The 24,630-nt window shown below is 68.1% G+C and carries 21 protein-coding genes and 1 riboswitch; of the genes, 10 read left to right on the forward strand and 11 right to left on the reverse strand.

Annotated elements, in window-relative coordinates:
- Positions 1-153: 153 nt before the first annotated feature.
- Positions 154-1,599: an adenosylhomocysteinase gene (gene ahcY / locus HDC96_RS15435; RefSeq protein WP_179460777.1), complete on the reverse strand. Its 1,446-nt coding sequence runs from the start codon at positions 1,597-1,599 to the stop codon at positions 154-156.
- 35 nt (positions 1,600-1,634) lie between these two features.
- Positions 1,635-1,724, reverse strand: a riboswitch (S-adenosyl-L-homocysteine riboswitch).
- Between the two features lie 126 nt (positions 1,725-1,850).
- Here ahcY and HDC96_RS15440 point away from each other — a divergent pair.
- Both HDC96_RS15440 and ppc read left to right on the forward strand, forming a co-directional pair.
- On the forward strand, positions 1,851-4,385 hold the full coding sequence (locus HDC96_RS15440) for a prolyl oligopeptidase family serine peptidase (protein WP_179460778.1): 2,535 nt from the start codon (positions 1,851-1,853) through the stop codon (positions 4,383-4,385).
- A gap of 248 nt (positions 4,386-4,633) precedes the next feature.
- The gene (ppc, locus tag HDC96_RS15445) at positions 4,634-7,345 is read left to right on the forward strand and encodes a phosphoenolpyruvate carboxylase (protein WP_179460779.1); all 2,712 of its coding nucleotides are present in this window, start codon (positions 4,634-4,636) and stop codon (positions 7,343-7,345) included.
- A gap of 97 nt (positions 7,346-7,442) precedes the next feature.
- Here the strand turns inward: ppc and HDC96_RS15450 are convergent, their stop codons facing one another.
- Positions 7,443-7,952 (reverse strand): acyl-CoA thioesterase, encoded by a 510-nt coding sequence (locus HDC96_RS15450; RefSeq protein WP_179460780.1) that lies wholly within the window; start codon positions 7,950-7,952, stop codon positions 7,443-7,445.
- Positions 7,953-8,100: 148 nt separating this feature from the next.
- A complete protein-coding gene (gene metK / locus HDC96_RS15455) occupies positions 8,101-9,312 on the reverse strand; it encodes a methionine adenosyltransferase (RefSeq protein WP_019182462.1) in 1,212 nt (403 codons plus the stop codon).
- Positions 9,313-9,658: 346 nt separating this feature from the next.
- Here metK and HDC96_RS15460 point away from each other — a divergent pair, with 346 nt between their 5' ends.
- The 3 genes from HDC96_RS15460 to HDC96_RS15470 are packed head-to-tail and all read left to right on the forward strand — an operon-like array spanning position 9,659 to position 12,063.
- Positions 9,659-10,501 (forward strand): UDP-2,3-diacylglucosamine diphosphatase, encoded by an 843-nt coding sequence (locus HDC96_RS15460; protein WP_179460994.1) that lies wholly within the window; start codon positions 9,659-9,661, stop codon positions 10,499-10,501.
- A 48-nt stretch (positions 10,502-10,549) separates the two neighbouring features.
- Positions 10,550-11,626, forward strand: a complete 1,077-nt coding sequence (locus tag HDC96_RS15465; protein ID WP_179460781.1) for a metal-dependent hydrolase — start codon at positions 10,550-10,552, stop codon at positions 11,624-11,626.
- Entirely contained in the window at positions 11,623-12,063 is a 441-nt protein-coding gene (locus tag HDC96_RS15470; RefSeq protein WP_179460782.1) for a hypothetical protein, read from the forward strand. The genes HDC96_RS15465 and HDC96_RS15470 overlap by 4 nt, the downstream gene beginning before the upstream one ends.
- A gap of 13 nt (positions 12,064-12,076) precedes the next feature.
- Here the strand turns inward: HDC96_RS15470 and HDC96_RS15475 are convergent, their stop codons facing one another.
- From HDC96_RS15475 to HDC96_RS15500, 6 genes are all read right to left on the reverse strand, one after another.
- Positions 12,077-12,904, reverse strand: a complete 828-nt coding sequence (locus tag HDC96_RS15475; protein WP_179460783.1) for a methyltransferase domain-containing protein — start codon at positions 12,902-12,904, stop codon at positions 12,077-12,079.
- A gap of 10 nt (positions 12,905-12,914) precedes the next feature.
- Positions 12,915-13,907 carry a tRNA dihydrouridine synthase DusB gene (gene dusB / locus HDC96_RS15480; RefSeq protein ID WP_179460784.1) on the reverse strand — a complete coding sequence of 331 codons (993 nt, stop codon included), beginning with the start codon at positions 13,905-13,907 and terminating at the stop codon, positions 12,915-12,917.
- 196 nt (positions 13,908-14,103) lie between these two features.
- Positions 14,104-14,850 carry a SagB/ThcOx family dehydrogenase gene (locus HDC96_RS15485; RefSeq protein WP_179460785.1) on the reverse strand — a complete coding sequence of 249 codons (747 nt, stop codon included), beginning with the start codon at positions 14,848-14,850 and terminating at the stop codon, positions 14,104-14,106.
- A 14-nt stretch (positions 14,851-14,864) separates the two neighbouring features.
- Positions 14,865-16,202 carry a YcaO-like family protein gene (locus HDC96_RS15490; RefSeq protein WP_179460786.1) on the reverse strand — a complete coding sequence of 446 codons (1,338 nt, stop codon included), beginning with the start codon at positions 16,200-16,202 and terminating at the stop codon, positions 14,865-14,867.
- Positions 16,199-16,795, reverse strand: coding sequence for a hypothetical protein (locus HDC96_RS15495; RefSeq protein ID WP_179460787.1), 597 nt, complete (start codon positions 16,793-16,795; stop codon positions 16,199-16,201). The genes HDC96_RS15490 and HDC96_RS15495 overlap by 4 nt, the downstream gene beginning before the upstream one ends.
- A gap of 51 nt (positions 16,796-16,846) precedes the next feature.
- The gene (locus HDC96_RS15500) at positions 16,847-17,704 is read right to left on the reverse strand and encodes a hypothetical protein (RefSeq protein WP_179460788.1); all 858 of its coding nucleotides are present in this window, start codon (positions 17,702-17,704) and stop codon (positions 16,847-16,849) included.
- A 133-nt stretch (positions 17,705-17,837) separates the two neighbouring features.
- Between HDC96_RS15500 and HDC96_RS15505 the strand changes: the two genes are divergently transcribed.
- A complete protein-coding gene (locus HDC96_RS15505) occupies positions 17,838-18,452 on the forward strand; it encodes a phosphatase PAP2 family protein (RefSeq protein ID WP_179460789.1) in 615 nt (204 codons plus the stop codon).
- A 384-nt stretch (positions 18,453-18,836) separates the two neighbouring features.
- On the opposite strand, the gene HDC96_RS15510 is transcribed toward HDC96_RS15505, so the two are convergent.
- The gene (locus HDC96_RS15510; RefSeq protein ID WP_176990365.1) at positions 18,837-19,802 is read right to left on the reverse strand and encodes a ribokinase; all 966 of its coding nucleotides are present in this window, start codon (positions 19,800-19,802) and stop codon (positions 18,837-18,839) included.
- A 26-nt stretch (positions 19,803-19,828) separates the two neighbouring features.
- Positions 19,829-21,127, reverse strand: coding sequence for a nucleoside transporter C-terminal domain-containing protein (locus tag HDC96_RS15515; protein WP_179460790.1), 1,299 nt, complete (start codon positions 21,125-21,127; stop codon positions 19,829-19,831).
- Positions 21,128-21,376: 249 nt separating this feature from the next.
- Between HDC96_RS15515 and HDC96_RS15520 the strand changes: the two genes are divergently transcribed.
- The 4 genes from HDC96_RS15520 (at position 21,377) to HDC96_RS15535 (ending at position 24,604) form a co-directional block, all read left to right on the forward strand.
- Positions 21,377-22,345 (forward strand): aldo/keto reductase, encoded by a 969-nt coding sequence (locus HDC96_RS15520; protein ID WP_179460995.1) that lies wholly within the window; start codon positions 21,377-21,379, stop codon positions 22,343-22,345.
- Between the two features lie 292 nt (positions 22,346-22,637).
- Entirely contained in the window at positions 22,638-22,835 is a 198-nt protein-coding gene (locus HDC96_RS15525) for a hemin uptake protein HemP (protein WP_019182448.1), read from the forward strand.
- Positions 22,836-23,072: 237 nt separating this feature from the next.
- Positions 23,073-23,663 carry a Hemin transport protein gene (locus HDC96_RS15530; RefSeq protein WP_179460791.1) on the forward strand — a complete coding sequence of 197 codons (591 nt, stop codon included), beginning with the start codon at positions 23,073-23,075 and terminating at the stop codon, positions 23,661-23,663.
- Positions 23,663-24,604, forward strand: a complete 942-nt coding sequence (locus HDC96_RS15535; protein ID WP_179460792.1) for a DUF6607 family protein — start codon at positions 23,663-23,665, stop codon at positions 24,602-24,604. The genes HDC96_RS15530 and HDC96_RS15535 overlap by 1 nt, the downstream gene beginning before the upstream one ends.
- Positions 24,605-24,630 lie beyond the last annotated feature (26 nt).

A 24,630-nucleotide genomic window follows, 5' to 3' on the forward strand; every position in this document is an offset into this window, starting at 1 on the left:
CGGTCGGTACCTACCGTGTTCTGCGCGCCGACGAACGGTCAATGTCCGCCACCTGGTAGGTCACGACCGTTGGTCGTGACGGCGTTCAACCCAACAAAAACGGGCGCCTTTCGGCGCCCGTCTGTTTTCAACGCAACTGGACCGGCATGCCGATCAGTAGCGGTAATGCTCCGGCTTGAACGGACCATCCACCGGCACGCCGATGTAGTCAGCCTGTTCCTGGCTCAGGGTGGTCAGCTTCACGCCGATCTTTTCCAGGTGCAGACGCGCGACTTCCTCATCCAGCTTCTTCGGCAGCAGGTACACCTTCTTCTCGTAGCTGTCCTTGTTCGCCCACAGGTCGATCTGCGCGAGCGTCTGGTTGGCGAACGAGTTGGACATCACGAAGCTCGGGTGGCCGGTGGCGCAGCCCAGGTTGACCAGGCGGCCTTCGGCCAGCAGGAAGATCGCGTTGCCGTTCGGGAAGACGTACTTGTCCACCTGCGGTTTGATGTTGACGTGCTTCACGCCCGGGAAGCCGACCAGCGCATCGACCTGGATCTCGTTGTCGAAGTGGCCGATGTTGCAGACGATGGCCTGGTCCTTCATCGCGCTCAGGTGCTCGATGCGGATGATGTCCTTGTTGCCGGTGGTGGTGACGTACAGGTCGGCACGGCCCAGGGTGGACTCGATCGTGTTGACTTCGAAGCCTTCCATCGCGGCCTGCAGGGCACAGATCGGATCGATCTCGGTGACCACGACGCGCGCGCCGTAAGCACGCAGCGAAGCGGCGCAGCCCTTGCCCACGTCACCGTAGCCGCAGACCACGGCGACCTTGCCGGCCAGCATCACGTCCATCGCGCGCTTCAGGCCATCGGCCAGCGACTCGCGGCAGCCGTACAGGTTGTCGAACTTGCTCTTGGTGACCGAGTCGTTGACGTTGATCGCCGGGATCAGCAGGGTGCCGGCCTGGGCCAGCTGGTACAGGCGGTGCACGCCGGTGGTGGTCTCTTCGGAGACGCCCTTCCAGTCCTTGACCACGCGGCCCCAGTAACCCGGGCGCTCCTTGGCCACGCGCTTGAGCAGGTTCTTGATGACCTGTTCTTCGTGCGAGGCGGCCTTTTCATCGACCCAGGTGCTGCCGTTTTCGAGCTCGTAGCCCTTGTGGATCAGCAGGGTCACGTCGCCGCCGTCGTCCACCACCAGCTCCGGGCCGGTCAGGGTGCCGTCGGGCAGGGTGAAGGTCAGCGCGTCCAGGGTGCAGTCCCAGTATTCCTCCAGCGACTCGCCCTTCCAGGCGAACACGGGGGTACCGGACGCGGCGATCGCCGCGGCGGCGTGGTCCTGGGTCGAGAAGATGTTGCACGAGGCCCAGCGCACGTCGGCGCCGATGTCCTTCAGGGTCTCGATCAGCACCGCGGTCTGGATGGTCATGTGCAGCGAGCCGGTCACGCGCACGCCCTTCAGCGGCAGGGTGGCGGCGTGCTTGCGGCGGATCGACATCAGGCCCGGCATTTCATGCTCGGCGATGTCCAGCTCCTTGCGGCCCCAATCGGCCAGGGAGATATCGGCAATCTTGTAATCGCCTTCGGTGGAGAAGGTCTTGGCAACAGCGTTCATTCAAAGCTCCGGTGTAATGACGAGTCGATACTCGTGTTCGCCGGGCGCCGTTGGAACCAATCCTGGCCACCGAGCCTGGCCGCCCCCGGACAAGGTCCGGAACGGTCGCAGCGCCCCTCGGTGGAGGGTCACCCAGTATATCGCGGCCGGTTGCAGTGGCATGAATCGGTCCCCGCCCCCAACCATCGGCAGGGGGGCGATCGGCGAGCGGCTGTTAAGGTCGGGGGTTCGTATCAGCACAGGCACAGAACATGACACGCACCCCCGGTCGACGCGCTCCCCAGTGGCGCCCTACCTTGATCCTCGGCCTGGCCCTGCTGGCGGTGCCGCCGATGGCGCTGGCCGCCGCCCCGGCCGCGAAGACCACTGCGCAGACCGTGGCCCCCACCAAGGGCGATCAGGGCGGCTACCAGTTGCCGTCGCCGGCCCTGCAGGCCGTGGTCGATGCGCCGCGTGCCCCGACCCTGAGCCTGTCCCCGCGGCGTGACCTGGCCGCGCTGCTGCAGACCCCGGCGCTGCCGTCGATCAACGACGTCGCCCAGCCCGAATTGAAGCTGGCCGGCCTGCGCATCAACCCGGCCACGCATTCGGCCAGCCGCTTCAGCTTCGCCGACAAGCTGTGGCTGATGAGCGTGGCCGACGGCAAAGAGCGTCAGATCACTGGACTGCCGCAGCCGTTGTCGATCGCCACCTTCGCCTGGTCGCCGGACCAGAAATACATCGCCTTCAACCAGGTGCACGCCGCCACCGGGACCAATGAACTGTGGATCGTCGATGTCGAGGCCGGTTCGGCGCGCCGCCTGGTCGGTGACCTGAACACGGTGATGGGCGATGGCTACAGCTGGCAGCCCGACAGCCGCGGCCTGCTGGTGATGCAGCAGCTCAAGAGCCAGGGTCCGGCGCCGGCCACCGGCGGCATTCCGACCGGCCCGGCGATCCAGCAGACCGAGGCCGACGCCGGCGTCCGTACGATCCGTACCTACCAGGACATGCTCAAGAACGAGGCCGATGCGCGCCTGTTCGATTATTACGCCAGCGCGCAGCCGGCCAAGGTCGCGCTCAACGGCGTGACCACGCCGCTGTCCAGCGGTGGGGTCTACTGGGATATCACCCTTTCCCCGGATGGCCGCTACCTGCTGAGCGAGCGCGTCGTGCGCCCGTACTCCTACCTGGTGCCGGCGAGTGCGTTCGCGCGTCGCATCGAAGTGCTGTCCGCCGTGGACGGCAAGCTCGAACACACCGTCGCCAACCTGCCGTTGAAGGAGGGCCTGCCGACCGGCAACGATGCCGTGGCCACCGGCGTGCGCCGGATCGACTGGCGCGCCGATGCGCCGGCGACCCTGGTCTGGGCCGAAGCGCAGGACGGTGGCGACCCGAACCGCGAGGCCAAGGTGCGCGATGCGGTACTGATGCAGGCTGCCCCCTTCGACACGCCGCCGGTCACGCTGGCGCAGCTGGGCAGCCGCTATGCGGGCATCCAGTGGGGCCGTGGCGATCTGGCCCTGCTCAACGAATCGTGGTGGAAGAACCGCGAGGTCAAGCAGTGGCGGATCGCACCGGACCAGCCGGAAAAGGCGGCCGAGCTGCTGTCGGCGCGTTCCTCGCAGGACCGCTACAACGACCCGGGCCGCCCCGGCCTGGTGCGCGACGTCAACGGTCGCTCGCGTCTGCAGGTCAGTGCCGATGGCCGCAGCATCTTCCTGTATGGGCTGGGTGCCTCGCCGGAAGGCGACCGTCCGTTCGTGGACCGTTTCGATCTGGACAGCAAGCAGACCACCCGCCTGTTCCACTCGCAGGCCCCTTCCTATGCCGCGCCGGTGGCCCTGCTCGACCAGGAAGGCACCTCGCTGCTGTTGACCCGTGAATCGCCCGATGAGCCGGCCAACTTCTACGTGCAGTCGCTGGCCGATGCCACCGCGGCGCCGACGGCGTTGACCCACTTCCAGCACCCGCTGCCGCAGCTGCGGGGGGTGAGCAAGGAGCAGATCCGCTACAAGCGCAACGATGGTGTCGACCTGACCGCCACGCTGATGCTGCCGCCGGGCTACAACGCGAAGAAGGACGGTCCGCTGCCGTTGCTGATGTGGGCCTACCCGGGCGAGTTCAAGACGGCCGAAGCCGCCAGCCAGGTCACCGATTCGCCGTACCGCTTCAACGCGATCAGCTACTGGGGTCCGCAGGCGTTCCTGGCCAAGGGCTACGCGGTGCTGGTCAGCCCGTCGATGCCGATCATCGGCGAGGGCGACAAGGAACCGAACGACACCTACCTGCCGCAGCTGATCGCCAATGCCGAGGCGGCCGTGAACGAAGTGGTGCGGCGTGGCGTGACCGATCGTGAGCACATCGCGATCGGCGGCCATTCCTATGGGGCGTTCATGACCGCCAACCTGCTCGCGCATACCCGCCTGTTCAAGGCCGGCATCGCGCGCAGCGGCGCCTACAATCGCACGCTGACCCCGTTCGGCTTCCAGGCCGAGGAGCGCAACTACTGGCAGGCGCAGGACGTCTACCAGAAGATGTCGCCGTTCAACTACGCCGACAGGATCAAGGACCCGATCCTCTTCATCCACGGCGTGGACGACAACAACTCCGGCACGTTCCCGATCCAGAGCGAGCGCATGTTCGCCGCGGTGAAGGGGCTGGGCGGTACCTCGCGGCTGGTGATGCTGCCGAACGAATCGCATGCCTACCGCGCGCGCGAATCGATCATGACCATGCTGGCTGAGAGCGAGCGCTGGCTGGAGCAGACCGTCGGCGAGGGCAAGCCGATCAAGAAGAAGCGCTGACCACACCCGCCGGTCCCGCCGCGGCGGGACCGGCTACGAGCCGATGCAGATCATGATCGTGGATGCCGACCGGTTGGCATCCACGGAAAATGACGGGTAGGTACCGGCCGTTGGCCGGTACCAGAAATGATCGGCACCTGCCGGCCAGCGGCCGGCACTACCAGATGTAACTATTTGCGCGACGCAGCAACGACCCCAATGTGGGGTAGGCTTGAGCGGATTCCGTTCCCGAGGCCAGTGCGTCGCAGATGAACGAGTACCGTAGCAGCATCGTTTTTGCCACTCCCGATATTCCCCTGCGTGACGATGTACGCCGACTCGGCGCACTGGTCGGTGACCTGCTCGCCGAGCAGGTCTCCACGCAGTTTTTCGATGATGTGGAACAGGTGCGTACGCGCGCCATTGCCCGCCGCGAAAGCGACGCCCCCCTGTCCGATCTCAACGATGCACTGACCGGCCTGCCGCCGGCGCGCGCCGAAGCGATGGTGCGTGCGTTCAGTACCTATTTCCAGGTGGTGAACATCGCCGAGCGCGTGCATCGCATCCGCCGCCGACGCGACTACCAGCGCGCCGGTACCGCCACGCCGCAGCCGGATGGCCTGCAGGATGCACTGGTCAATCTCAAGGCGCAGGGCGTGACCCTGGCCGAGCTTGCCGAGTGGCTGCCGCGCATCGACATCGAGCCGGTGTTCACCGCGCATCCGACCGAAGCGGTCCGCCGCGCGCTGCTGGAAAAAGAGCAGCTGATGGTGGCCAGCCTGGTCGACAATCTCGACGGCCAGCGCACGCCGGGTGAAGCCGCCGCCGACGCCGCGCGCTTCCGCATGGCGCTGACCGCCTCGTGGCAGACCACCGATTCCTCGCCGGTGCGCCCGACCGTGGAAGACGAGCGCGAACACGTCGGCTTCTATCTGGTGCAGGTGCTGTACCGGGTGATCCCGGTGCTGTACGAATCGCTGCAGCAGGCGCTGCTGGAGACCTATGGCGAAGCACTGCCGCTGCCGCGCCTGCTGCGCTTCGGCACGTGGGTGGGCGGCGACATGGACGGCAATCCGAACGTGGATGCCGGCACCATCCGCAACACGCTCGATGCGCAGCGCCAGGCCGTGCTCGGCCGCTACCAGAAAGACCTGCTGCAGCTGGCCAGCCTGCTCAGCCAGTCCACCGAACGGGTGGCGGTCAGCGATGAACTGCAGGCCCGCGTCGACCATTACAAGGCATTGCTGCCCAAGGTGACCTCGCGGCCGCGGCATGCCGACATGCCCTACCGCCTGCTCAACGACCGCATGCGCGCACGCGTGCAGGCAACGATGGAGGATGCGGACGGTGCCTATGCATCGCCACAGGAACTCACCGACGACATCGAGCTGATCCTGCGCAGCCTGCACGACAACAAGGGCGACCACGCCGGCGGTTTCGCGGTGCGTCGCTTGTTGTGGCGGGTACGCACCTTCGGCTTCCATCTGGCGCGGTTGGATGTGCGCCAGGAATCCAGCGTGCATGGCCGCGCGCTGGCCAGCGTGCTGGATGGGCAGGACGCCTGGGACGCCGCCGATGCGGTCACCCGCGCGGCGCGCCTGGCCCCGTTCGCCAGTGGCGAGCAGGCACTGCCGGCGAGCAGTGAAGAAGGCGGTGAGCGCCTGGACGCGGTGTTCGCGGCCCTGGCCGATGCACGCCACCGGCACGGTGCCGACGCGCTGGGCAGCTACATCATCTCGATGGCACATGACCGCAGCGACGTGCTCGCGGTGCTCGCGCTGGCGCGCCGCGGTGGCCTGGTGGATGACGCCGGCGCGGTGCCGCTCGACATCGCCCCGCTGTTCGAAACGGTGGACGATCTCAAGCGCGGCACCGAGACTCTGCGCGATCTGCTCGCCGATCCGGTCTACCGCACGCACCTGGCCTCGCGCGGCGATGTGCAGATGGTGATGCTCGGCTATTCGGACAGTGGCAAGGACGGCGGGATCGCGGCCTCGCGCTGGGGCCTGCAGCGCGCCCAGGTGGAGCTGCTGGAGGTCGCCGCCGAGAACGACATCCGGCTGACCTTCTTCCACGGCCGTGGCGGCTCGATCAGCCGCGGTGGCGGCAAGACCACGCACGCCGTGGATGCCTCGCCGCGCGGCAGTATCGATGGCCGCCTGCGCGTGACCGAACAGGGCGAAGTGATCCACCGCAAGTACGGCATCCGCGCGCTGGCGCTGCGTTCGCTGGAGCAGTCCACCGGTGCGGTGCTGCGCTCCAGCCTGCGCCCGCGCGCAGCAGAGCCGCGCGAGGACCAGTGGCGCCCGGTGATGGACCTGATCGCGCAGAAGAGTGCGGATGCGTACCGCGCCTTCGTCGGCCAGAAAGACTTCATGCAGTACTTCCGCCTGGCCACGCCGATCGACGTGATCGAGCGGATGACCCTGGGCTCACGCCCCTCGCGCCGCCTGGGCGAGGATGCCGCGCTGACCAACCTGCGCGCGATTCCATGGGTGTTCGCCTGGAGCCAGGCGCGTGCGGTGATCCCGGGCTGGTATGGCGTCGGCAGTGGCCTGCAGGCGGCGATCGACGCTGGCCACGAAGAGATCCTGAAAGAGATGGCGCGCGACTGGCCGTTCTTCAGCACCTTCCTGGACGACATCGCGATGGTGCTGTCCAAGGGCGACCTGACCATCGCCGAGCAGTTCTCGCAGCTGTCCGGCGCATTGCATGGCCGCTTCTTCCCGCAGATCCAGAGCGAACTCGAACTGACCTCGCAGTGGATCCTCGCGCTGACCGGGCAGGACGAGCTGCTCCAGCACGATCAGCGCCTGGCGCTGTCGATCCGGCTGCGCAACCCCTACATCGATCCGATCAGCGTGCTGCAGGTGGACCTGCTGAGGCGCTGGCGCGACAGCGGGGGCGAAGACGATGACGTGCTGCGTGCGCTGGTTGCCTGCGTGAATGGCGTCTCGCAGGGCGTACAGAACACCGGGTAGGGCATCACGGGTAGTGCCGGCCGCTGGCCGGCAGCTCGCGCCGTCTGGCAGAGCTCAGACCCGCTCGACCTCATGACCGGTAGGCCATGACCGTTGGTCATGGCGCATCGCCCGGCGCCGGCGGATTGGACGCCAGCAGCTCCAGGTGGCGCTGCTCCATCTCCTCGCGCAGCTGGCGGCGGATCAACGCGGCGGCGTGCCGGCGGCGTTCGTCGCTGGTGTCCAGTTGCAGTGGCGGTACCGGCGTGGGCTTGCCGTCCTCGTCCACCGCGACCATGGTGAAGAAGCAGCTGTTGGCATGGCGCACGCTGCGCTTGAGGATGTCCTCGGCCACCACCTTGACCCCGATCTCCATCGAGGACGTGCCGGTGTAGTTCACCGAGGCCAGGAAGGTGACCAGCTCGCCGACCGCGATCGGCTGGCGGAACATCACCTGGTCCACCGAGAGGGTGACCACGTAGCTGCCGGCATAGCGGCTGGCACAGGCGTAGGCGACCTGGTCGAGCAGGCGCAGCACCGCACCGCCGTGCACCTTGCCGGAGAAATTGGCCATGTCCGGCGACATCAGCACCGTCATGGACAGCTGGTTGGATTTGAATTCGGGCATGGGCCGATTGTAGCGGCCGATCGGAGGCCCGGTAGTGCCGGCCGCGGGCCGACAGCCAGGCGGATCCTGCCGGACGTCACGAGGTTGCCGGCCAGCGGCCGGCACTTCCGCAAAAGAGAAGGGCCGCTTGCGCGGCCCTTCGTGTTTCTTATTTCAGCTTCGCATCCGCGCGCAGGGCGGCGGCGCGATCGGTCTTCTCCCAGGAGAAGGCGGTCGCGTTGACCTGTTCGCCAGCACCGTTGGTGTAGCTGAACTCCTTGGCCTTGCGGCCGAAGTGGCCGTAGGCGGCGGTCTGCTGGTACATCGGGTGGATCAGGTCCAGCATCTGGATGATGCCGTACGGGCGCAGGTCGAAATGCTTGCGGATCAGCTTTTCGATCTTGTCATCGCTGATCTTGCCGGTGCCGAAGGTGGTGACCGAGATCGAGGTCGGCTCGGCCACGCCGATGGCGTAGGAGACCTGCACTTCGCAACGGTCGGCCAGGCCGGCGGCCACGACATTCTTGGCGACGTAACGGGCCGCGTAGGCGGCCGAACGGTCGACCTTGGACGGATCCTTGCCCGAGAATGCACCACCACCGTGACGGGCCCAGCCGCCGTAGGTATCGACGATGATCTTGCGGCCGGTCAGGCCGCAGTCGCCCACCGGGCCGCCGATCTCGAACTTGCCGGTCGGGTTGATGTGGAACTTGGTGCCCTTGTGCAGCCACTTGGCCGGCAGCACCGGCTTGATGATCTCTTCGCGGACGGCCTCGATGAGGTCCTTCTGCTTCACGCCCGGGGCGTGCTGGGTCGACAGCACCACCGCGTCGATGGCCGAGACGGCGCCGTTTTCATAGCGCAGGGTGACCTGGCTCTTGGCGTCCGGGCGCAGCCAGGACAGCGGCGAGTTCTTCTTCTTGCGGATCTTGGCCTGCTGCTCGACCAGGCGGTGCGACAGGTGGATCGCGGCCGGCATGTAGCTATCGGTCTCGTTGGTGGCATAGCCGAACATCAGGCCCTGGTCGCCAGCGCCCATTTCTTCGGGCTTCTTGCGGTCCACGCCCTGGGCGATGTGCGGCGACTGCTTGCCGATCAGGTTCAGCACGCCGCAGGTCGCGCCGTCGAAACCGACGTCGGAGCTGTCGTAGCCGATGTCCAGGATCACCTTGCGGGTCAAGGCTTCCAGGTCGATCCAGGCGCTGGTGGTGATTTCACCGGCGACGATCGCCACGCCAGTCTTGACCATGGTTTCGCAGGCCACGCGCGCACGCTTGTCCTGGGTCAGGATCGCGTCCAGCACCGCATCGGAGATCTGGTCGGCAATCTTGTCCGGATGGCCTTCGGAGACCGATTCGGAGGTGAACAGGTAGCTGGACATCAGGCGTAATATCCTTTGATTCGGATGGAAAGATGGGCGCGAATGATACACGGCAAGTCGCGCACTTGCATTGTGCGCCAGCACGGGTTGCCCGTGGTTAAGCCCGCGTGCCCGTCGCAGGGCCCGGTGTGACGGGATTGAGGGCCAGCGTCACCGCCCAGTGTTCCACCAGCGTGACAGTGGGCGGCAGCGGTCCGCAGCCCGGGCCTCCCGGCGCCCAAGGGCCGCGCAGCCGGCGCACAAGCCGCGGCCGATCGTCATCCCGCTGTCGTTGAACCGCCATCGGCTTGTCGTGCGTCTGGCGCAGGCTTCGGCGCATCCAGCCGCCGGGCATGAGGAGCACGCCATGCAGGATCTCGAGCAGCGCGACGCGCGGGAGGCCGCCAAGCGGCCCGTGACGACCCTGGCGCCCCATCGGCGGGCCGTGTTTCTCTCCGACGTCCACCTCGGCTCTCGCCACTGCCACGCCGCCGAGCTGGCCCGGTTCCTGGCCGACCTGCGCTGCGAGCGCCTCTATCTGGTGGGCGACATCATCGACCTGTGGTGGATGGCACACCGCCGGGCCAGTTGGCGGCCGGCCCACAGCGACGTGATCCAGGCCCTGCACGCGCTGCAGCGGGCGGGCACCGAGATCATCTACATCCCCGGCAACCATGATGCCTCGCTGCGCAAGGTCTGCGGGCTGATGCTGCCGGCCATGCAGGTGCGTCGCCGGGCAATCCATGTGACCGCGGACGGGCGGCGGCTGCTGGTCGTGCACGGCGATGACTACGACGGTGTCACCCACTTCGGCGGTCTGCAGGAGAAGTTCGGCGACTGGCTGTACTACCGCATCCTCACCGGCAACCACCTGCTCAATGCGGCGCGGCGGCGGCTCGGCCAGCGCTACTGGTCGCTCTCCGAATTCCTGAAGAAACGCAGCGGCGCGGCCGAGCGCTACATCGAGCGCTTCGTCCAGGCCGGGCTGGACGACGTGCGCCGGCGCGGCCTGGATGGCATCGTCTGCGGGCACATCCACCGCGCCGCGCTGGTGGAGCGCGACGGGCTGATCTATGCCAACGACGGTGACTGGGTCGAAAGCCTGACCGTGCTGGCCGAGGATCCGGACGGGACCCTGCGACTGCTGGATCACACCGGGCGGACCCTGGTGGCGCTGCCCGGCAACGCCGCATGGGCCAGAGCCGCCTGAGCGCAACGGCCCCGGCGCACGCACGCTCGCGGCTGCTAGCATCGGCCGATGGACTCCTTTACCCAGATCGTACTCGGCGGCGCAGTGGCCGCCGCCATCGCCCCGGCCGGCCATCGCCGCGCTGCGCTGTTGGCCGGTGCCGCACTCGGCACCCTGCCGGACCTGGACGCGCTGGTGCTGGCCTTCACTGCTGCCGATCCGGTGGCGCTGATGGTCGAACACCGCAGCTACAGCCACTCGCTGCTGGTGCTGCCGTGGGTGGCCGCGCTGATCTGGTGGCTGTTCAAACGTTTTGGTCACGGCCGCGTGGCGCAGGCGCCGGGCCGCTGGTTCTGGGCGATCCTGCTGGCGCTGATCACCCATCCGCTGCTGGATGCCTTCACCGTCTACGGTACCCAGCTGTGGTGGCCGTTCACCCCGCCCCCGACGATGTGGGCCAGCGTCTTCATCATCGACCCGCTGTACACGGTGTGGCTGCTGCTCGCCTGCGCGGTGGCGTGGTTCGTGCGGGCGCGGCCGTTGGCGCAGAAGGCACTGGTGGCCGGCCTGGTGCTCAGCAGTGGCTACCTGGGCTGGTCGCTGCTGGCCAAGCACACCGTCGATCGTGAGGCGGATCGTGCGCTGGCCGCGATGGGCCTGGGCGATGCCCCGCGCTTCTCGGTGGCGATGCCGTTCAACACGCTGCTCTGGCAGGTCGTCGCGATGACGCCCAACGGCTACGTGATCGGCGAGCGCTCGCTGATCGCCGACCGCGGCCCGATGACCTTCGAGGGCCATCCCTCCAACGTGCAGGCCCTGCGCCAGGCGGCCACGCTGCCGGCCGTGCAACGACTGAACTGGTTCAACCGCGGCTTCATGCGCGCGCAGGTGGTCGATGGCGAGCTGCGGCTCAGCGACCTGCGCATGGGCCTGGAGCCGGACTACACCTTCACCTTCGCGGTGGCGCGGGCCGACGGCGAAGGCTGGGCGGCGATCACGCCGCGACAGCTGCGTCCGGCGTATGAAGGGGAGCAGGGCAGGGCGATGGTGAAGCGCCGGTTCGCGGGGATGTGGCAACGCATCTGGCACACACCGACGAACGCCGAGGTCATCGCACCCAAGGCAGGATGGACGGAGGCACCGTGACCGAGCGGTTCGACATGGAAATCAATGGCACGCGCTACACCCGGCTGGCCGATGTGCCGCCGGAGTATCGCGCCCTGCTGCTGGAGCTGACCCCGGGCCGGTCCGCCGAGCAGCCGGCGGTGCCGTTGCGCGAGATCATGCGCAAGGCCAAGGCGCAGCCGGACCGCGAACGCCAGCAACAGGTGCTGCTGGACGAGCTGCGCAAGGTCGATCCCGAGCGCGCGCGACGCATGCAGAACAAGATCACCGAGCGCAGCCAGCGACCGGCCACCGGTATGCTGGAAGTGGGCACCACGCCGACCGCGCGTCCGCGCGAAGGCGCCCGCAACACCGCCGGTGGCAGCACGGTGGCCCCGGGGGACCGGGGCGGACTGGGTATCTGGTTGCTGCTGGCCGCCGCGGTCGTGGTGACCGTGATCGCCTGGGCGACGCGGTAGGTCCGCGACGCGGTCAGTACACGGTCGCGCGGGCCTGCACGAAGGAGAAGAAGAACACCGCGTTCGGGTCGTTCTGGACCAGGCTGAACTCGCGGCGCATGCCGTCCACCGTCTCCTGGTCGACCAGGCCGGCGTCCAGCAGCGGATCGGCGGCCGACAACAGCAGCTGCTCCCAGAACGCGATCATGGTCTTGCGACGCGCCGGTTCGCGGTTGTCCAGGTGGATGGTCTTGATCTCGGTGTGCACGTCGCGGAAGCCGCCGGCCAGCAGCAGGTTGCCGAGCTTGGCGCCGACGAACGGATCGCCCCCGTGGTCGTACTGGAAATCATTGAAGGCCATCCAGTAGCGCCAGATGTGCGGCGAATACGGATCGAGCAGGAACGAGGCGTTCATCACTTCGGTGACATACACCGGCGAGCCGGGCACCAGCACGCGGCGCACTTCGTTGAGCACCCGCGCCGGTGACGGCACGTGCTCCAGTACCCAGCACAGGAACGCCGAATCGAACTCGCGGGCGCCGAACGGCAGGTTGCCGGCATCGGCCTGCAGCAGCGTGTAACGCTCGCGGCACCACGGGGTCTTGGCCAGGTTGGTGGCGGCGGTGGCCAGCTGCGCCTCGCTCAGGTCCACGCCGGTGACATGCAGCTCCGGGAAGCGCCGCAGCAGGATGTCCGTCTGCGCCCCGACGCCGCTGCCGACTTCCAGCAGACGTTGCGCGCCGCTGTAATCGATGCCGCTGAAGATGCTCGATTCGAACAGGCGCGACTGGGTGACCAGGCGGTGCTGCTCGGTATCGGAGAAGCCGTGGAGGTAGGTCGGTGCAGTGATCGGCGGGGTCATGTCGGAAGGCTCAGGCAGCGGACGACAACGGCTCGCCGGCAGCGAGGGCATCGAAATAGTCGGTGGTCAGGGCGACCTGGCTGGCGGCGTCCTCGGCGCGGTTGACCACCGCACGGAAGGCGGCGTTTTCCGGCCGGTCCTTGGCGTACCAGCCCAGGTGCTTGCGCGCGATGCGCACGCCCTGCTGCTCGCCGTAGAAATCATGCAGTGCGTGCAGGTGCCCCAGCAGCAGGTCGCGTACCTCGGCGATCGAGGGCGGCGCCAGCAGCGCGCCGGTGGCCAGGTAGTGCGCCACCTCGCGGAAGATCCACGGGCGCCCCTGGGCGGCACGGCCGATCATCACCGCGTCCACGCCCGTCTGCTTCAGCACCTGCGCGGCTTTCTGCGGTGAATCGATGTCGCCGTTGGCGATCACCGGAATGCGCAGCGCGGCCTTGATCGCGGCGATGGTTTCGTATTCGGCGGTGCCGGTGTAGTGCTGGTCGCGGGTACGGCCATGCACGGCCAGCGCGGCGATGCCGCTGTCTTCGGCGATGCGCGCGATCAGCGGGCCATTGCGGTGATCGCAATCCCAGCCGGTGCGGATCTTCAGCGTGACCGGCACGTCCACCGCGTTGACCACGGCGGTGAGGATGCGCGCGACCAGGTCTTCATCGCGCATCAGGGCCGAGCCGGCCCAGGCGTTGCAGACCTTCTTCGCCGGGCAGCCCATGTTGATGTCGATGATCTGCGCGCCGTGGTCCACGTTGTAGCGCGCCGCCTCGGCCAGCTGCTGCGGCTCGGTACCGGCGATCTGCACGCTGATCGGGTCCGGCTCGCCGGCATGGTCCATGCGGTGGAGCGATTTGCGGGTGTTCCAGAAGCGCGGATCGGAGATGGTCATCTCCGAGGCAGCCAGACCCGCGCCCAGCCGTTTGCACAGCAGGCGGAAGGGCTTGTCGGTGACACCGGCCATCGGCGCCAGCACCACGTTGGGCTGGATGTTGTAGGGGCCAATCTGCATGTGCGCATTGTAGTGCCGGCCGCTGGCCGGCAACCACGCAGGTACCGATACCTGTTCAGGCCGATCCGGAAGGGCCTGATGCGCTCCGGTCATGAGCATATGCTTGACGATGGCTTCCGCCGCCCCCAGCGGCGGCGGATGCTGACCGGTTACCGGTCGCGGTCATGCGCGAATACGTACCGACCCACGGTCGCGCTCAGGGCGCTGGACCACAGGCATAGGCCAGCACGGCCAGATGCCGCTGCGGGTCCAGCCCGAGCAGGGCCAGCACGGCGGCGTCCTCGAACGAGCAGATCGCGCAGCCGGCGGCATGCATCGCCGCCACTTCCTGCCCGAGCGCCCCCAGCCAGACCCCGGCCTCGATCAACACGAAGCGGCCACCGCGCTCGCCGTATTTGGCCAGCGTGCCGGCCGGTTCGGCGATCAGGAACAGCACGGCCGCCGGCCGCTCCGGCCAGTCCACGCCGAGCAGCCTGGACAGCGCCGGCCATGCCGGGCAGGGCCCCACCGGCACCAGCGCATGCCCGATCGGGTCGTACCAATGGATGCCAGGCGCTACGGCGATCGCGTCATCGGTGCCGAACAGCGCGGCATACGCCTGGATCGGGTATTTGGCCCCGCCGGACGGCAGGCGCCGCGTGTCACTGTCGCCGGGCCGCGCCCGCAGCGGGGCCAGCACGCGCCCCAGTTCCTGTGCCCCCCAGCGTGCGTCACCGAAACGACGGCCACTGTGGCGCTGCGCCAAGGCATCGCCGGGATGTACCGGGTCGGGCAGGGCGATGCCGGCCGCGGCATGCACCGGCCGCGGCGGTGACCAGGCGCGTGCGGCATCCTCGGCGATGCGCGCGCGCATCACTTCAGCACGCGCGGGATTGAGCTCGCCGTTGTGCCAGAACAGATGGAACAGCGGGGCATCCTGCCAGGGGGAAGGCGGTGACGGCATGCGGTCCTCGGGGATCAGCCCAATGGATGCGGGAAAGGGTTCGGAAACGCGCCGCTGTGCGGCACGCCGGGATACCGCCAGGCCACGTCCTGGCAACGGCCGCCGAGGAACGGCGCACGCTCGTCGGCATGCAGGCCGCTGAGCTGCGGCGACAGCACCCGCAGCACCCGCAGGCCGGCCGCGGCCACATCGGCGGTGGTCAGCTCGCGGTAGTACAGCGCGATGCCGGCACGGCCCAGCCGGCGCCGCAGCAGATCGAGCTCGGCGATGGCGCGCGGCGCGGCGGGCCGGATTGCCGCGCCCGGCGGCGGCAGCTGCAACGTGCTGTCGCCCGCCTCCCGCAGCAGCGGCAACTGCGGCCACAGGTCCGGGCGCAGGGTGTAGAACGCGGCATGTTCGTCGAAGCTGCGCAGCGCGGCCGGTTCACGCGGAAGCCGCGCGCTTTCGCGGCCACACAGATGCGCGGCGAAGGTCAGCGCCTGCTGCCATTCCAGCAGCGCCTTGTGCAGCGCCTCACCCGGATCGGCACGGCAGGCGATGCCGAGGACGTGCCGGGCGCGGCCTTCGAACGGGATGCCGCCCGCGACCGCGACCACCGGGTGCGGGTTCCAGTGCTGGGTCAGGTCGAAGGCCTGCAGTTCGCCCCCGCGCGCGTCCACGAATGCTTGCCATTGGGCGGGCAGCGCGATTCTCCGGCCGGCCACGCCGTTGAGCCAGGTCACCGCCAGCGCATCGCGCTCCAGCAGCTCCTGGGCCGCGCGCAGCAGCGCCAGCCAAGCGCCATCGCGGCCATCGCGCCAGGCCGCCAGGCCACTGGACGTCGACGGCAATCGCGCCTGGCCGCTGCGCGGCCCCAGTCCGACCAGTTCCTGCGGCACCCAGGCCATCCGGTTGTCATCCAGCGCATGCACCGCTGCGAACAGATCGTCCCCGCGTTCGGGCATCGGCCACGGGAAGCCCGGCGTTGCGCGTTGGTCGGCCGAGAACAGCGCGAAGGCCGATTCGTCCAGGCGTTGCGCGGGCGTCAGCGCATCGCGGCGCCGCACTTCCAGGCCCGCCTGCGCCGCCGCCAGTCGCTCCAGGGCCTCGGCGACCGCCCCATCAGCGGCCGCATCGGCGTCCAGCGCGACCGCGCCCGAGACACCCTGCCAGGGATTGGCCGGGTCGGCCGGGGTGGCGGCATTGTGCACGCGCCGTCCCTCGAACAGAGGCCCGGTGGCATCGCAGGGATTGGCCTCGATCGGCTGGGCCGGGCGCACCAGACCGCAGCGCGGACGCGCCGCGCCATGCAGCAGGTGCGACGACAGCGTGGGTGTTTCCAGCGCCGCCGCCTGCACGGCGGCGCGGCTCATTTCAACACGCTCAGCCAGAGCATCATCTCGAGCGCGCCGACCGCGAACAGGCCCAGCAGCAGCCCGATGGCGATGCCGATGCCGCGCCCGAGCGAGCGCCCCGCGCGTTCGTAGACGAGGGCATAGATGCCGAGATACAGCCCGACGGCGACGAACAGCCCGAAGATCGGGTTGGAGGTGCTCATGAAAATGCCGCCGCCGATCGCGGCCAGCGGCAAGGCGAACAGGCCCAGCAGCACCCGGCTCGTGCGACTCAGACCGGCCGTCGGCACTGTAGGTGTGGCTGACGCTGACCCTGAAGCTGTCTCCGGACGGTCCGGCTCCGCAGCAAGCGGCGGCTCCGGCAACGGGGGAGGCTGTGGCGCGCGAACACCGGTGCCGGTATCGACGGGAACGGCCGTGGCGTGCCCGTCGCTGCTGTTGGCGGCAGGCGCAACGGGGTCCAGCCTGCCGAGCACCACCGCCGACAGCACCGAGGTGCCGAGCAGGGTGACGACGCAGGAACTGCAGGTGGTCGAGGTCGAGCCGCCGCCTGCGGCGGCAAGGTCCTGGCGCGAGGCACTGGCATCGAACTGGGTCGGCAGGCGATACATCGGGTCACTCCCTTGACCGAGGCGGAAACGCCCGGCGCGGGAGGCACATTATCACGGGCGCGCGGCGTCCCAAGGCAGCGGCAGCGGTGCCGGCAGCGCCGCCTCGCCGCCCTGGCAGGCGGGACACCACGGCAGCCGCAGCACCCGGTCGCGTTCCCCATGCAGGCGATGCAGGTCGAGCCAGACGCTGCGTTCGAGATAGCCCAGCAACAGGTGGGGCTGATCCAGCAAGGGGGCGACCAGCGCCGCGATCCGCGCCGGCTGCGTCGCGACGGCAGGCAGCGCCGGCACCACGGCGTCGCCCCAGCGGCGCAGCACCCGGTTGCCCAGGCAATACACGCAGGCGCTCTGGCCAGGCACCACATACGGCCCGAGCGCGAGCGTGTGGTGATAGCTGAGGTCGAGCAGCAGATGCGGCTGTGCCGGCATGCGTGCGCGGTAACGGGTGAGGGCCTGTTCCCAGCCGAGCCCATGCCGGACCAGGACCAGCAGATCGGCATCGGCGACGGCATCCACGCGCTGCAGATCCGCGCTGGCATGCTGGTCGAAGGCGTCGGCCAATCCGGGCAGGGGGTCGCCAAGCCAATCGAGTGCATAGCGGCGCACGCTGCGCACCGCCTGCAGTGGCACCAGTACGCCGAGGCGTATCAGCTGGCGGACCGCCGGGCCACAGTCGGGATCGTCCTCGAGTATCGCCAGCGTGTCGTCCTGCCAGTGGCCGAGGATTCGTTCGACGACCGTCGGCGTATCCGCCTCATCGACCACGTAGAGCTCGTCGGCGCCACCGGAGACCAGCAGCAGCGGGCGCTGCGCATGGGTCTGCGAGAACACGGCCCAGGCCGGATTGCGCGTCCAGCGCGGTGCGTCCGCGTGCGGGCCTGCGTGTTGCTGACTGCCTGCTGCTGCCACTGCGTACAGTCCCTGTATCCGCGAAAGCGCAAGGATAGCGGCAAACCGGCGTGCCACGTTCTGCTAGGGTGCGCGCGTGTCCCGCCCACCTCATGCCAACCCTTCGGTCCCCCAGCCGCCCTGGCGCGAGGCCATGCTGTGGATGCTCCTGCTCGGCGCGATGTTCATCCATGGCTACAGCTGGACCAACCACTGGGCCGCCAGCCAGGCGCAGACCTACAGCCTGCACGGTCGCTGGGACGAGGCGATGCCGTTCTGGGCGTGGTCGATCTGGCCCTACCTGGCGCTGAACCTGCTGTACCCGCTGACGTTCTTCCTCTGCCCGACCCGATCGGCCCTGCGCCGCCATGCGCTGGCCATCGCGCTGGTGCAGGCCGCCTGCATGCTCGCCTTCGTGTGCTGGCCGACCGGCAACGTCCGTGTTTTGCCGCAGCCGGATGGGGTGAGCGGGCTGTTGTTCGCACAGCTGCGCGCGTTCGAGGCGCCGTTCAACATGGCGCCGTCGCTGCATGCGGCGGTATTGGTGGTGGTCTGGCAGGCATGGCGGCAGTGGCTGCAGGACGATGCGACGGCACTGCGCTGGCTGTGGCACGGCGCCTGTGGGCTGATCCTGCTCTCGACGCTCACCACCTGGCAGCACGATCTGCTGGACGTACTTGCCGGACTCCTGGTGGGCGCGCTGGCGCTGTGGATCACGCGATGCATGCCGATGTCGTTGGGGCGTTCCGCGAGATCAAGGGCCCCGTAGCGACCGGTAGGCCCCTCGGCAAATGTCCCCCGGCCGCCGCCTGGCGGCGACGGCCTCCTCCTTGATTTTGCCCAGGGGCCTACCGGCCGCTACGGGGCTCCGGCTCGCGGCAGGCAGAAGGAAAACCGGCGCTTTCCATGCAGCGCCAGTGGTCTGGATACGTGGGGCGCGATGCCCTTGTGGGCGAAATAAAGGAGGAGGGGTCGGCCGCAGGCCGACGCCGGGGGACATTCGCCGGCAAGGGCATCGTGCGCCAGCGCTCGATCTGCCCGCCGCCGCGCCTGGAGAGACTCAGAGGGCGTTTCTTGCTTTCATGCAGATGGGAGAAGAACCAAAAAAAGGCCAGCGCGAACGCTGGCCTCTCGGTATCCACACGGGTGACGCTTACTTGTTTTCGGCGTCGGCCGGGGTGAAGTGCGGCATCGCCGCGGCGGCGCCTTCCTTCTCGGTCGAACGGCCCGCGAACTGGTTGGCGAAGCGCACATGGCGGGCAAACGCCGCCTCCGGGTCCTGCGCGATCGAAGCGACCAGGGCGCCGTTGAACGCATCGCCCGCACCGGTGGTGTCCAGCACCTGCACCTGCTCGGCGCCCACGCGGTAGTACGGCTGGGTGTCGCCACGCAGGTTCTCTTCGGCGTGCGAAACGAACACCCCGACCGAACCCAGCGTCACCACCACGGTGCCGTTGCCGACCAGCTTGCGGCACAGCGCATGCAGGCTGGCGCCATCCAGCGCGGCGACGTCGTTGGCCTCCACGCGCTCGCCGACATGACGGCCGAGCAGGGCGGCGAACTCGGTCTCGTTCGGGGTCAGCACGTCGGCCAGCTTGAGCAGGCCGATGCTGGACGGCGCATCGGCAGGGGCCACGTTGAGCACGGTGGTGGCACCGGCCTCACGCGCGATCGCCAGGGCGGCCTCGATGGTTTCCACCGGCGATTCCAGCTGTGCCAGCACCACCTTGGCGCCGGCCAGCAGCGCGCGCTGCTGTTCGACGAAGTCCAGGCTCAGCGCCGCGTTGGCACCCGGGCCGATCACGATGGTGTTGCGGCCGCGGCTGTCGACATAGATGCCGCCGGTGCCGGTCGGCTCGCTGCTGGCCTCGGCGGTCAGCGCGAAGCCGTCCTGCTCGGCCAGCCCGCGGGCCATCGCACCGCCGGCGTCATCGCCCAGCGCGCACAGGAACGTGGTCGGCGCGCCGGCACGGCGGGCGGCCACGGCCTGGTTGAAGCCCTTGCCGCCGGGACCGGTGCTGTAGCGGCCGGCAATGGTCGCACCCGGGGCCGGGAGCGACTCACAACGCCAGACATGATCCACATTGAAGGAACCGATTACGACGACACTGCTACTCATAAAGACTGTTTCTCAGGGAACGGATATCAGCTGAAATGCGTCAGCACGCCGGCGATGGTCGCCGTCATGAAGGTGGCAATGGTACCGCCGAGCACTGCACGCAGGCCGAACTTGGCCAGATCGTGGCGACGCTCCGGGGCCAGGCCACCAATACCACCGATCTGGATCGCGATGGAGCTGAAGTTGGCAAAACCGCACAGCGCGTAGGTCGCGATCAGGCGGCCCTCGTCGGACAGGGTCACGCCCGGCACCCGGCCGTTGACGATTTCCGACAACTTCGAGTACGCCACGAATTCGTTGATGACGACCTTCTGGCCGATCAGCGAGCCCACGGTGGTGGCATCGACCCACGGGGTACCGATCACCCAGGCGATCGGGGCCAGCACGTAGCCGAAGATGGTCGACAGGTCGGTCGGGCGACCGATCATCGCCTGCAGGCCGCTGATCTCGCCCAACCAGGTGAGCGGAGCATTGACCAGGGCGATCAGCGCGATGAAGGCCAGCAGCATCGCGCCGATGTTCAGCGCCAGCTTGAGGCCGTCGCCGGCGCCAGCTGCGGCCGCGTCGATGATGTTGCTGGAGGTCTTCTCCACTTCCATCTTGACCGTGCCGCGGGTCAGCGGGGTGCCGGTTTCAGGCACCAGCAGCTTGGCCACCACCAGGGTGGCCGGGGCGGCCATGATGCTGGCGGCCAGCAGGTGCTTGGCGAAATAGGCTTTCTGCACCGGATCGTCGCCGCCGAGCATGCCCACGTAGGCGGCCAGCACGCCGCCGGCGATGTGCGCCATGCCGCCGATCATCATGGTGAGCAGTTCGGACTGGGTCATCTTGGCGATGTACGGGCGCACGGTCAGCGGCGCCTCGGTCTGGCCGATGAAAACGCTGGCACAGACGCTGGTGGTTTCCGCACCGGACACGCGCATGATCTTGGTGATCGACCAGGCCATGGCGCGCACGATCGCCTGCATCACGTTGAGGTGGTACATGACCCCCATCAGCGCCGAGAAGAAGATGATGGTCGGCAGCACCTGGAAGGCGAAGATGAAGCCGAACCGCTTGGTGTCCATCAGGCTGCCGAAGATGAAGATCGAGCCCGCATTGACGAACTCGAGGATCTTGACGAAGCCCTTGCCCAGCGCATCGAACACCTCGCGGCCACCGGGCACCAGCAGCACCACCGCCGCGAAGGCGATCTGCAGGGCGATACCGGTGACGATCAGGCGCCAGTCGACAGCCCGCTTGTTGTTCGAGAACAACCAGGCAATGCCGATCAGCACTGCCAACCCGAACAGGCCGAAGCCAATCCTGCCCAAACCTTCGACCATGAGACTTCCCTTTGGGGCGCCGCGAAAAACGGGAAGCCTAGAGCAGCGGCAAGGGCGGGGCAAGGAAAAGCAGCGTCCGCGAGCCGATCGGTCGTGATCGGGCCAGTATCGGCAAGGCATGGCTCGATTTCCACAGAGCGTGTCATGGCCCGTGAGATCAGGGGGTCCGGCCTGCGCGCGCTGCGCGCCACCCTCTACACTTACCGGTATCGATCCGGCCCGGTCGCGGGCCCGCAGCAGGAGAAGCACATGCTCTATCGCCGTCTTGGCTCCACCGGCCTGAAGCTCTCGGCCCTGTCCTTCGGGGCCTGGGTGACCTTCGGCGATCAGATCGGCCGCGACGAGGCCCGCAAACTGATCGCCACCGCCTGGGATGCCGGGGTCAACTTCTTCGACAACGCCGAGGGCTATGCCCGCGGTCGCGCCGAGCAGGTGATGGGGGATGTGATCGCCGACCTGCGCCTGCCGCGCGATGGCTTCTGCGTCTCCAGCAAGGTGTTCTTCGGTGCCGTCGACGACCCGCGCCCGACCCAGCACGGCCTGTCGCGCAAGCACGTGACCGACGCCTGCCATGCTGCGCTCAAGCGCCTGCGGGTGGAGTACCTGGACCTTTATTACTGCCATCGCCCGGATCCGGACACCCTGATCGCCGAGACCGTGCAGGCGATGGATACCCTGATCCGCCAGGGCAAGGTGCTGTACTGGGGCACCTCGGAGTGGTCGGCCGCGCAGATCCAGGAGGCGGTGGACATCGCCCGCGCGCGCAACCTGCATGCGCCCTCGATGGAGCAGCCGCAGTACAACCTGCTGCACCGTGAGCGGGTCGAGCGCGAATACGCCCCGCTGTACGCGGAGGCCGGCCTGGGCACCACGATCTGGTCGCCGCTGGCCTCCGGCCTCCTGACCGGCAAGTACAACGCGGGGATCGACCCGCAGTCCCGGCTGGGCCAGGAACAGCTGGGCTGGCTGAGGACGCAGGTGCTCGACGACGGCAGCGACCGCATGGAACGGGTGCGCCGCTATACCGCACTGGCCGCGCAGCTCGGTGTTTCCCCGGCGCAGCTGGCGATCGCCTGGTGCCTGCGCAACCCCAATGTGTCCAGCGTGATCCTCGGCGCCAGCCGGGTCAGCCAGCTGGAAGAGAACCTGGGGGCGCTGGCCATGTTCGAACAGTTGGATGAGGGCGTCTGGCAGCAGGTGGACGCGGTGTTTGGTTGATCGGGTCGGGTTGGATGTGGGGGAGCCGGCCAGCGGCCGGCACTACCGGTCCGGGTGCGGCAGGACATCGAGGTAGCCAGCATGTGGAAGGGTAGTGCCGGCCGCTGGCCGGCTCCCCAGCTCCCCAGCTCCCCAACCCCCCTGAAACGGCACGCTCCCCCTAGTGGGATTGACAAAATCTATTGATATTTGGCGTTCGATCATTAATGCCATCTATCAAAGTGAGAATGGTTGTTGATTGTCAACTGAGAATCATTATCATTTGACTCGCCCCTCGCAACGAGTCCAGACGATGAACACTCAAGCTGCTGTACTGCTGCGCCCCGAAACGCTGACCCTCCGCGACCGTCCGGTCCGCGTGGTCCCGCCGGAAGAAGTGATCGACAGCGAAGCCCTGCTCAAGGGACGTCGCGAAATCCTGATCCAGCACGGCGACCGGTTCTATCGCCTGCGCCATACCAGCAACGACAAGCTCATTCTGACGAAGTAACGCCGGCCCGCTGGCCGACTGCAGTACTGCCGTCCGTTAGCCGACTCCGGTAGTGCCGGCCGCTGGCCGGCTGCTTCAGCGGTCACCGACGATGCTCCACCTCCATGCGGGTCGCGCACCTCCCCCCGCGGCTCGCCATGGTCCCAGCTCTCTCCCCCTCGACACTCCGCCGTCGACTCCGGTCGCCGGCGTGGGTCGAGGGTCTCCCCCGCAACCGCCGATTGCAGGTAGATCGCCATGAGCCGCGCCCTCTCCGTCGGCCGCCCACCGGGCCGCCATCCCATCGCCGGTCTACCCTCGGCCACGCAGCTGGCCTCGCTGGGGACCGTGCTGTGCCTGTACCGTCCTGACAGCAGTGAACTCGGTGGCTGGAAACACGCCGTCTCCGCGCATGCCTGCCAGGGCATGGACAGCGACGGCATCCGCGAAAGCCTGTGCTTCGTCGATGCCCGCGGACGCTGCTGCTGGCGCCTGTATCTGCTGCCGGACAGCGACTTCCTCGCCTGGGACCGCCTGGTCTCCGCGTTCCCCGCACGGTCCGAACCGGTCAACGACGCGGGTGTCGCCGAACGTCTGTGGCGCCGCCTCGCGGTGCGCCTGGGCAACGACGCCTGGCGCATGTGCGCGCTGCGCCTGCAGGTGGGCGAAGGCCGCGAACTCGCCGCCAGCCTGGCCTCGTTGTCGTCGCTGGGCGCCACCACCGCGCGCCGGATCGGCAACGTGGAAGGCGCCGAAGGCGAGCTCTGGGTCGATGACTGCTGCTGCGCCACCGCCGCCCGCCGCGGCGGACCGTGGACCGCCGATGGCATGCCGGTGATCCAGCTGTAATGGCGCACTCGCTCGCCCTCGCAGGGCTGCTGCTCGCGCTCACCGCCAGTGCGCATGCCGTGCCGGCCGACCCTGCGCGCGACCACACCAGCATCCTGGCGATGCAGGGCGAATACACCGTCGATTTCGCCTTCGACGAAACCGTCCTGCTAGCCCCTGGTTACGAACGCGCGCCGGCCGTGCGCACCGGCGGCAACGAAGTGGTGATCGTGGTCGAAGACACTCCGACGCGGGTGGTGCTGCAGCACCTGCTGGTCGAACCCAAGAGTGGCCACGTCACCAAGCACTGGCGCCAGGACTGGGTATACCAGGCACCGGACCGGTTCGAGTTCAGCGCCGACCAGACCTGGCAGGTGCGCCCGATTCCCGCAGCGCTCACCCGCGGCGCCTGGACCCAATGCGTCTATGAAGTCAGCGACGCACCGCGCTACTGCGGCACCGGCCGCTGGACCTACGACAACGGCATCACCGCGTGGACCAGCGACCTCAGCTGGCGCCCCCTGCCGCGCCGCGAATACACCCGCCGCAGCGACTACAACGCGCTCGCGGTGATCAACCGGCACACGCGCACACCGAACGGTTGGACCCACGAGCAGTTCAACACCAAGATCCTGCGCGGCACCGACGCCAGCCAAATACCGATCGCTCGCGAATTCGGCTTCAACGAGTACAACAAGACCACCGAGGTGGACTTCAGGCCCGCCTACGATTACTGGGCGGCCACCGCCGGTTACTGGGCGAAGGTGCGCCAGCGCTGGAACAGATTTCTCGGCAACGCACCAGGCGTGCACCTGAAAACCACACCCGACGGCATGGCCATGATCATCCCGCTGTTCACCCAGGCCCAGGACATCCGGGACGGCAAGACAGTGGCGGACACCGAGATCGACGCCGTCTTCCAGCAGTGGGTGGAAAAAGCACCGAAAGAAAACGCGCGCTGACACAGACGCAATCGATGGCGCTCGAC

It is taken from the genome of Stenotrophomonas sp. JAI102 (genome assembly GCF_013409105.1).
Classification (GTDB): Bacteria; Pseudomonadota; Gammaproteobacteria; order Xanthomonadales; family Xanthomonadaceae; genus Stenotrophomonas; species Stenotrophomonas maltophilia_AA.

Excerpts from the sequence above, each read along its gene's own strand:
- ahcY (WP_179460777.1), bottom strand. The coding sequence starts at position 1,599 with ATGAACGCTGTTGCCAAGACCTTCTCCACCGAAGGCGATTACAAGATT.
- HDC96_RS15440 (WP_179460778.1), top strand. The coding sequence starts at position 1,851 with ATGACACGCACCCCCGGTCGACGCGCTCCCCAGTGGCGCCCTACCTTG.
- ppc (WP_179460779.1), top strand. The coding sequence starts at position 4,634 with ATGAACGAGTACCGTAGCAGCATCGTTTTTGCCACTCCCGATATTCCC.
- HDC96_RS15450 (WP_179460780.1), bottom strand. The coding sequence starts at position 7,952 with ATGCCCGAATTCAAATCCAACCAGCTGTCCATGACGGTGCTGATGTCG.
- metK (WP_019182462.1), bottom strand. The coding sequence starts at position 9,312 with ATGTCCAGCTACCTGTTCACCTCCGAATCGGTCTCCGAAGGCCATCCG.
- HDC96_RS15460 (WP_179460994.1), top strand. The coding sequence starts at position 9,659 with ATGCAGGATCTCGAGCAGCGCGACGCGCGGGAGGCCGCCAAGCGGCCC.
- HDC96_RS15465 (WP_179460781.1), top strand. The coding sequence starts at position 10,550 with ATGGACTCCTTTACCCAGATCGTACTCGGCGGCGCAGTGGCCGCCGCC.
- HDC96_RS15475 (WP_179460783.1), bottom strand. The coding sequence starts at position 12,904 with ATGACCCCGCCGATCACTGCACCGACCTACCTCCACGGCTTCTCCGAT.
- dusB (WP_179460784.1), bottom strand. The coding sequence starts at position 13,907 with ATGCAGATTGGCCCCTACAACATCCAGCCCAACGTGGTGCTGGCGCCG.
- HDC96_RS15485 (WP_179460785.1), bottom strand. The coding sequence starts at position 14,850 with ATGCCGTCACCGCCTTCCCCCTGGCAGGATGCCCCGCTGTTCCATCTG.
- HDC96_RS15490 (WP_179460786.1), bottom strand. The coding sequence starts at position 16,202 with ATGAGCCGCGCCGCCGTGCAGGCGGCGGCGCTGGAAACACCCACGCTG.
- HDC96_RS15495 (WP_179460787.1), bottom strand. The coding sequence starts at position 16,795 with ATGTATCGCCTGCCGACCCAGTTCGATGCCAGTGCCTCGCGCCAGGAC.
- HDC96_RS15505 (WP_179460789.1), top strand. The coding sequence starts at position 17,838 with ATGCTGTGGATGCTCCTGCTCGGCGCGATGTTCATCCATGGCTACAGC.
- HDC96_RS15510 (WP_176990365.1), bottom strand. The coding sequence starts at position 19,802 with ATGAGTAGCAGTGTCGTCGTAATCGGTTCCTTCAATGTGGATCATGTC.
- HDC96_RS15515 (WP_179460790.1), bottom strand. The coding sequence starts at position 21,127 with ATGGTCGAAGGTTTGGGCAGGATTGGCTTCGGCCTGTTCGGGTTGGCA.
- HDC96_RS15520 (WP_179460995.1), top strand. The coding sequence starts at position 21,377 with ATGCTCTATCGCCGTCTTGGCTCCACCGGCCTGAAGCTCTCGGCCCTG.
- HDC96_RS15525 (WP_019182448.1), top strand. The coding sequence starts at position 22,638 with ATGAACACTCAAGCTGCTGTACTGCTGCGCCCCGAAACGCTGACCCTC.
- HDC96_RS15530 (WP_179460791.1), top strand. The coding sequence starts at position 23,073 with ATGAGCCGCGCCCTCTCCGTCGGCCGCCCACCGGGCCGCCATCCCATC.
- HDC96_RS15535 (WP_179460792.1), top strand. The coding sequence starts at position 23,663 with ATGGCGCACTCGCTCGCCCTCGCAGGGCTGCTGCTCGCGCTCACCGCC.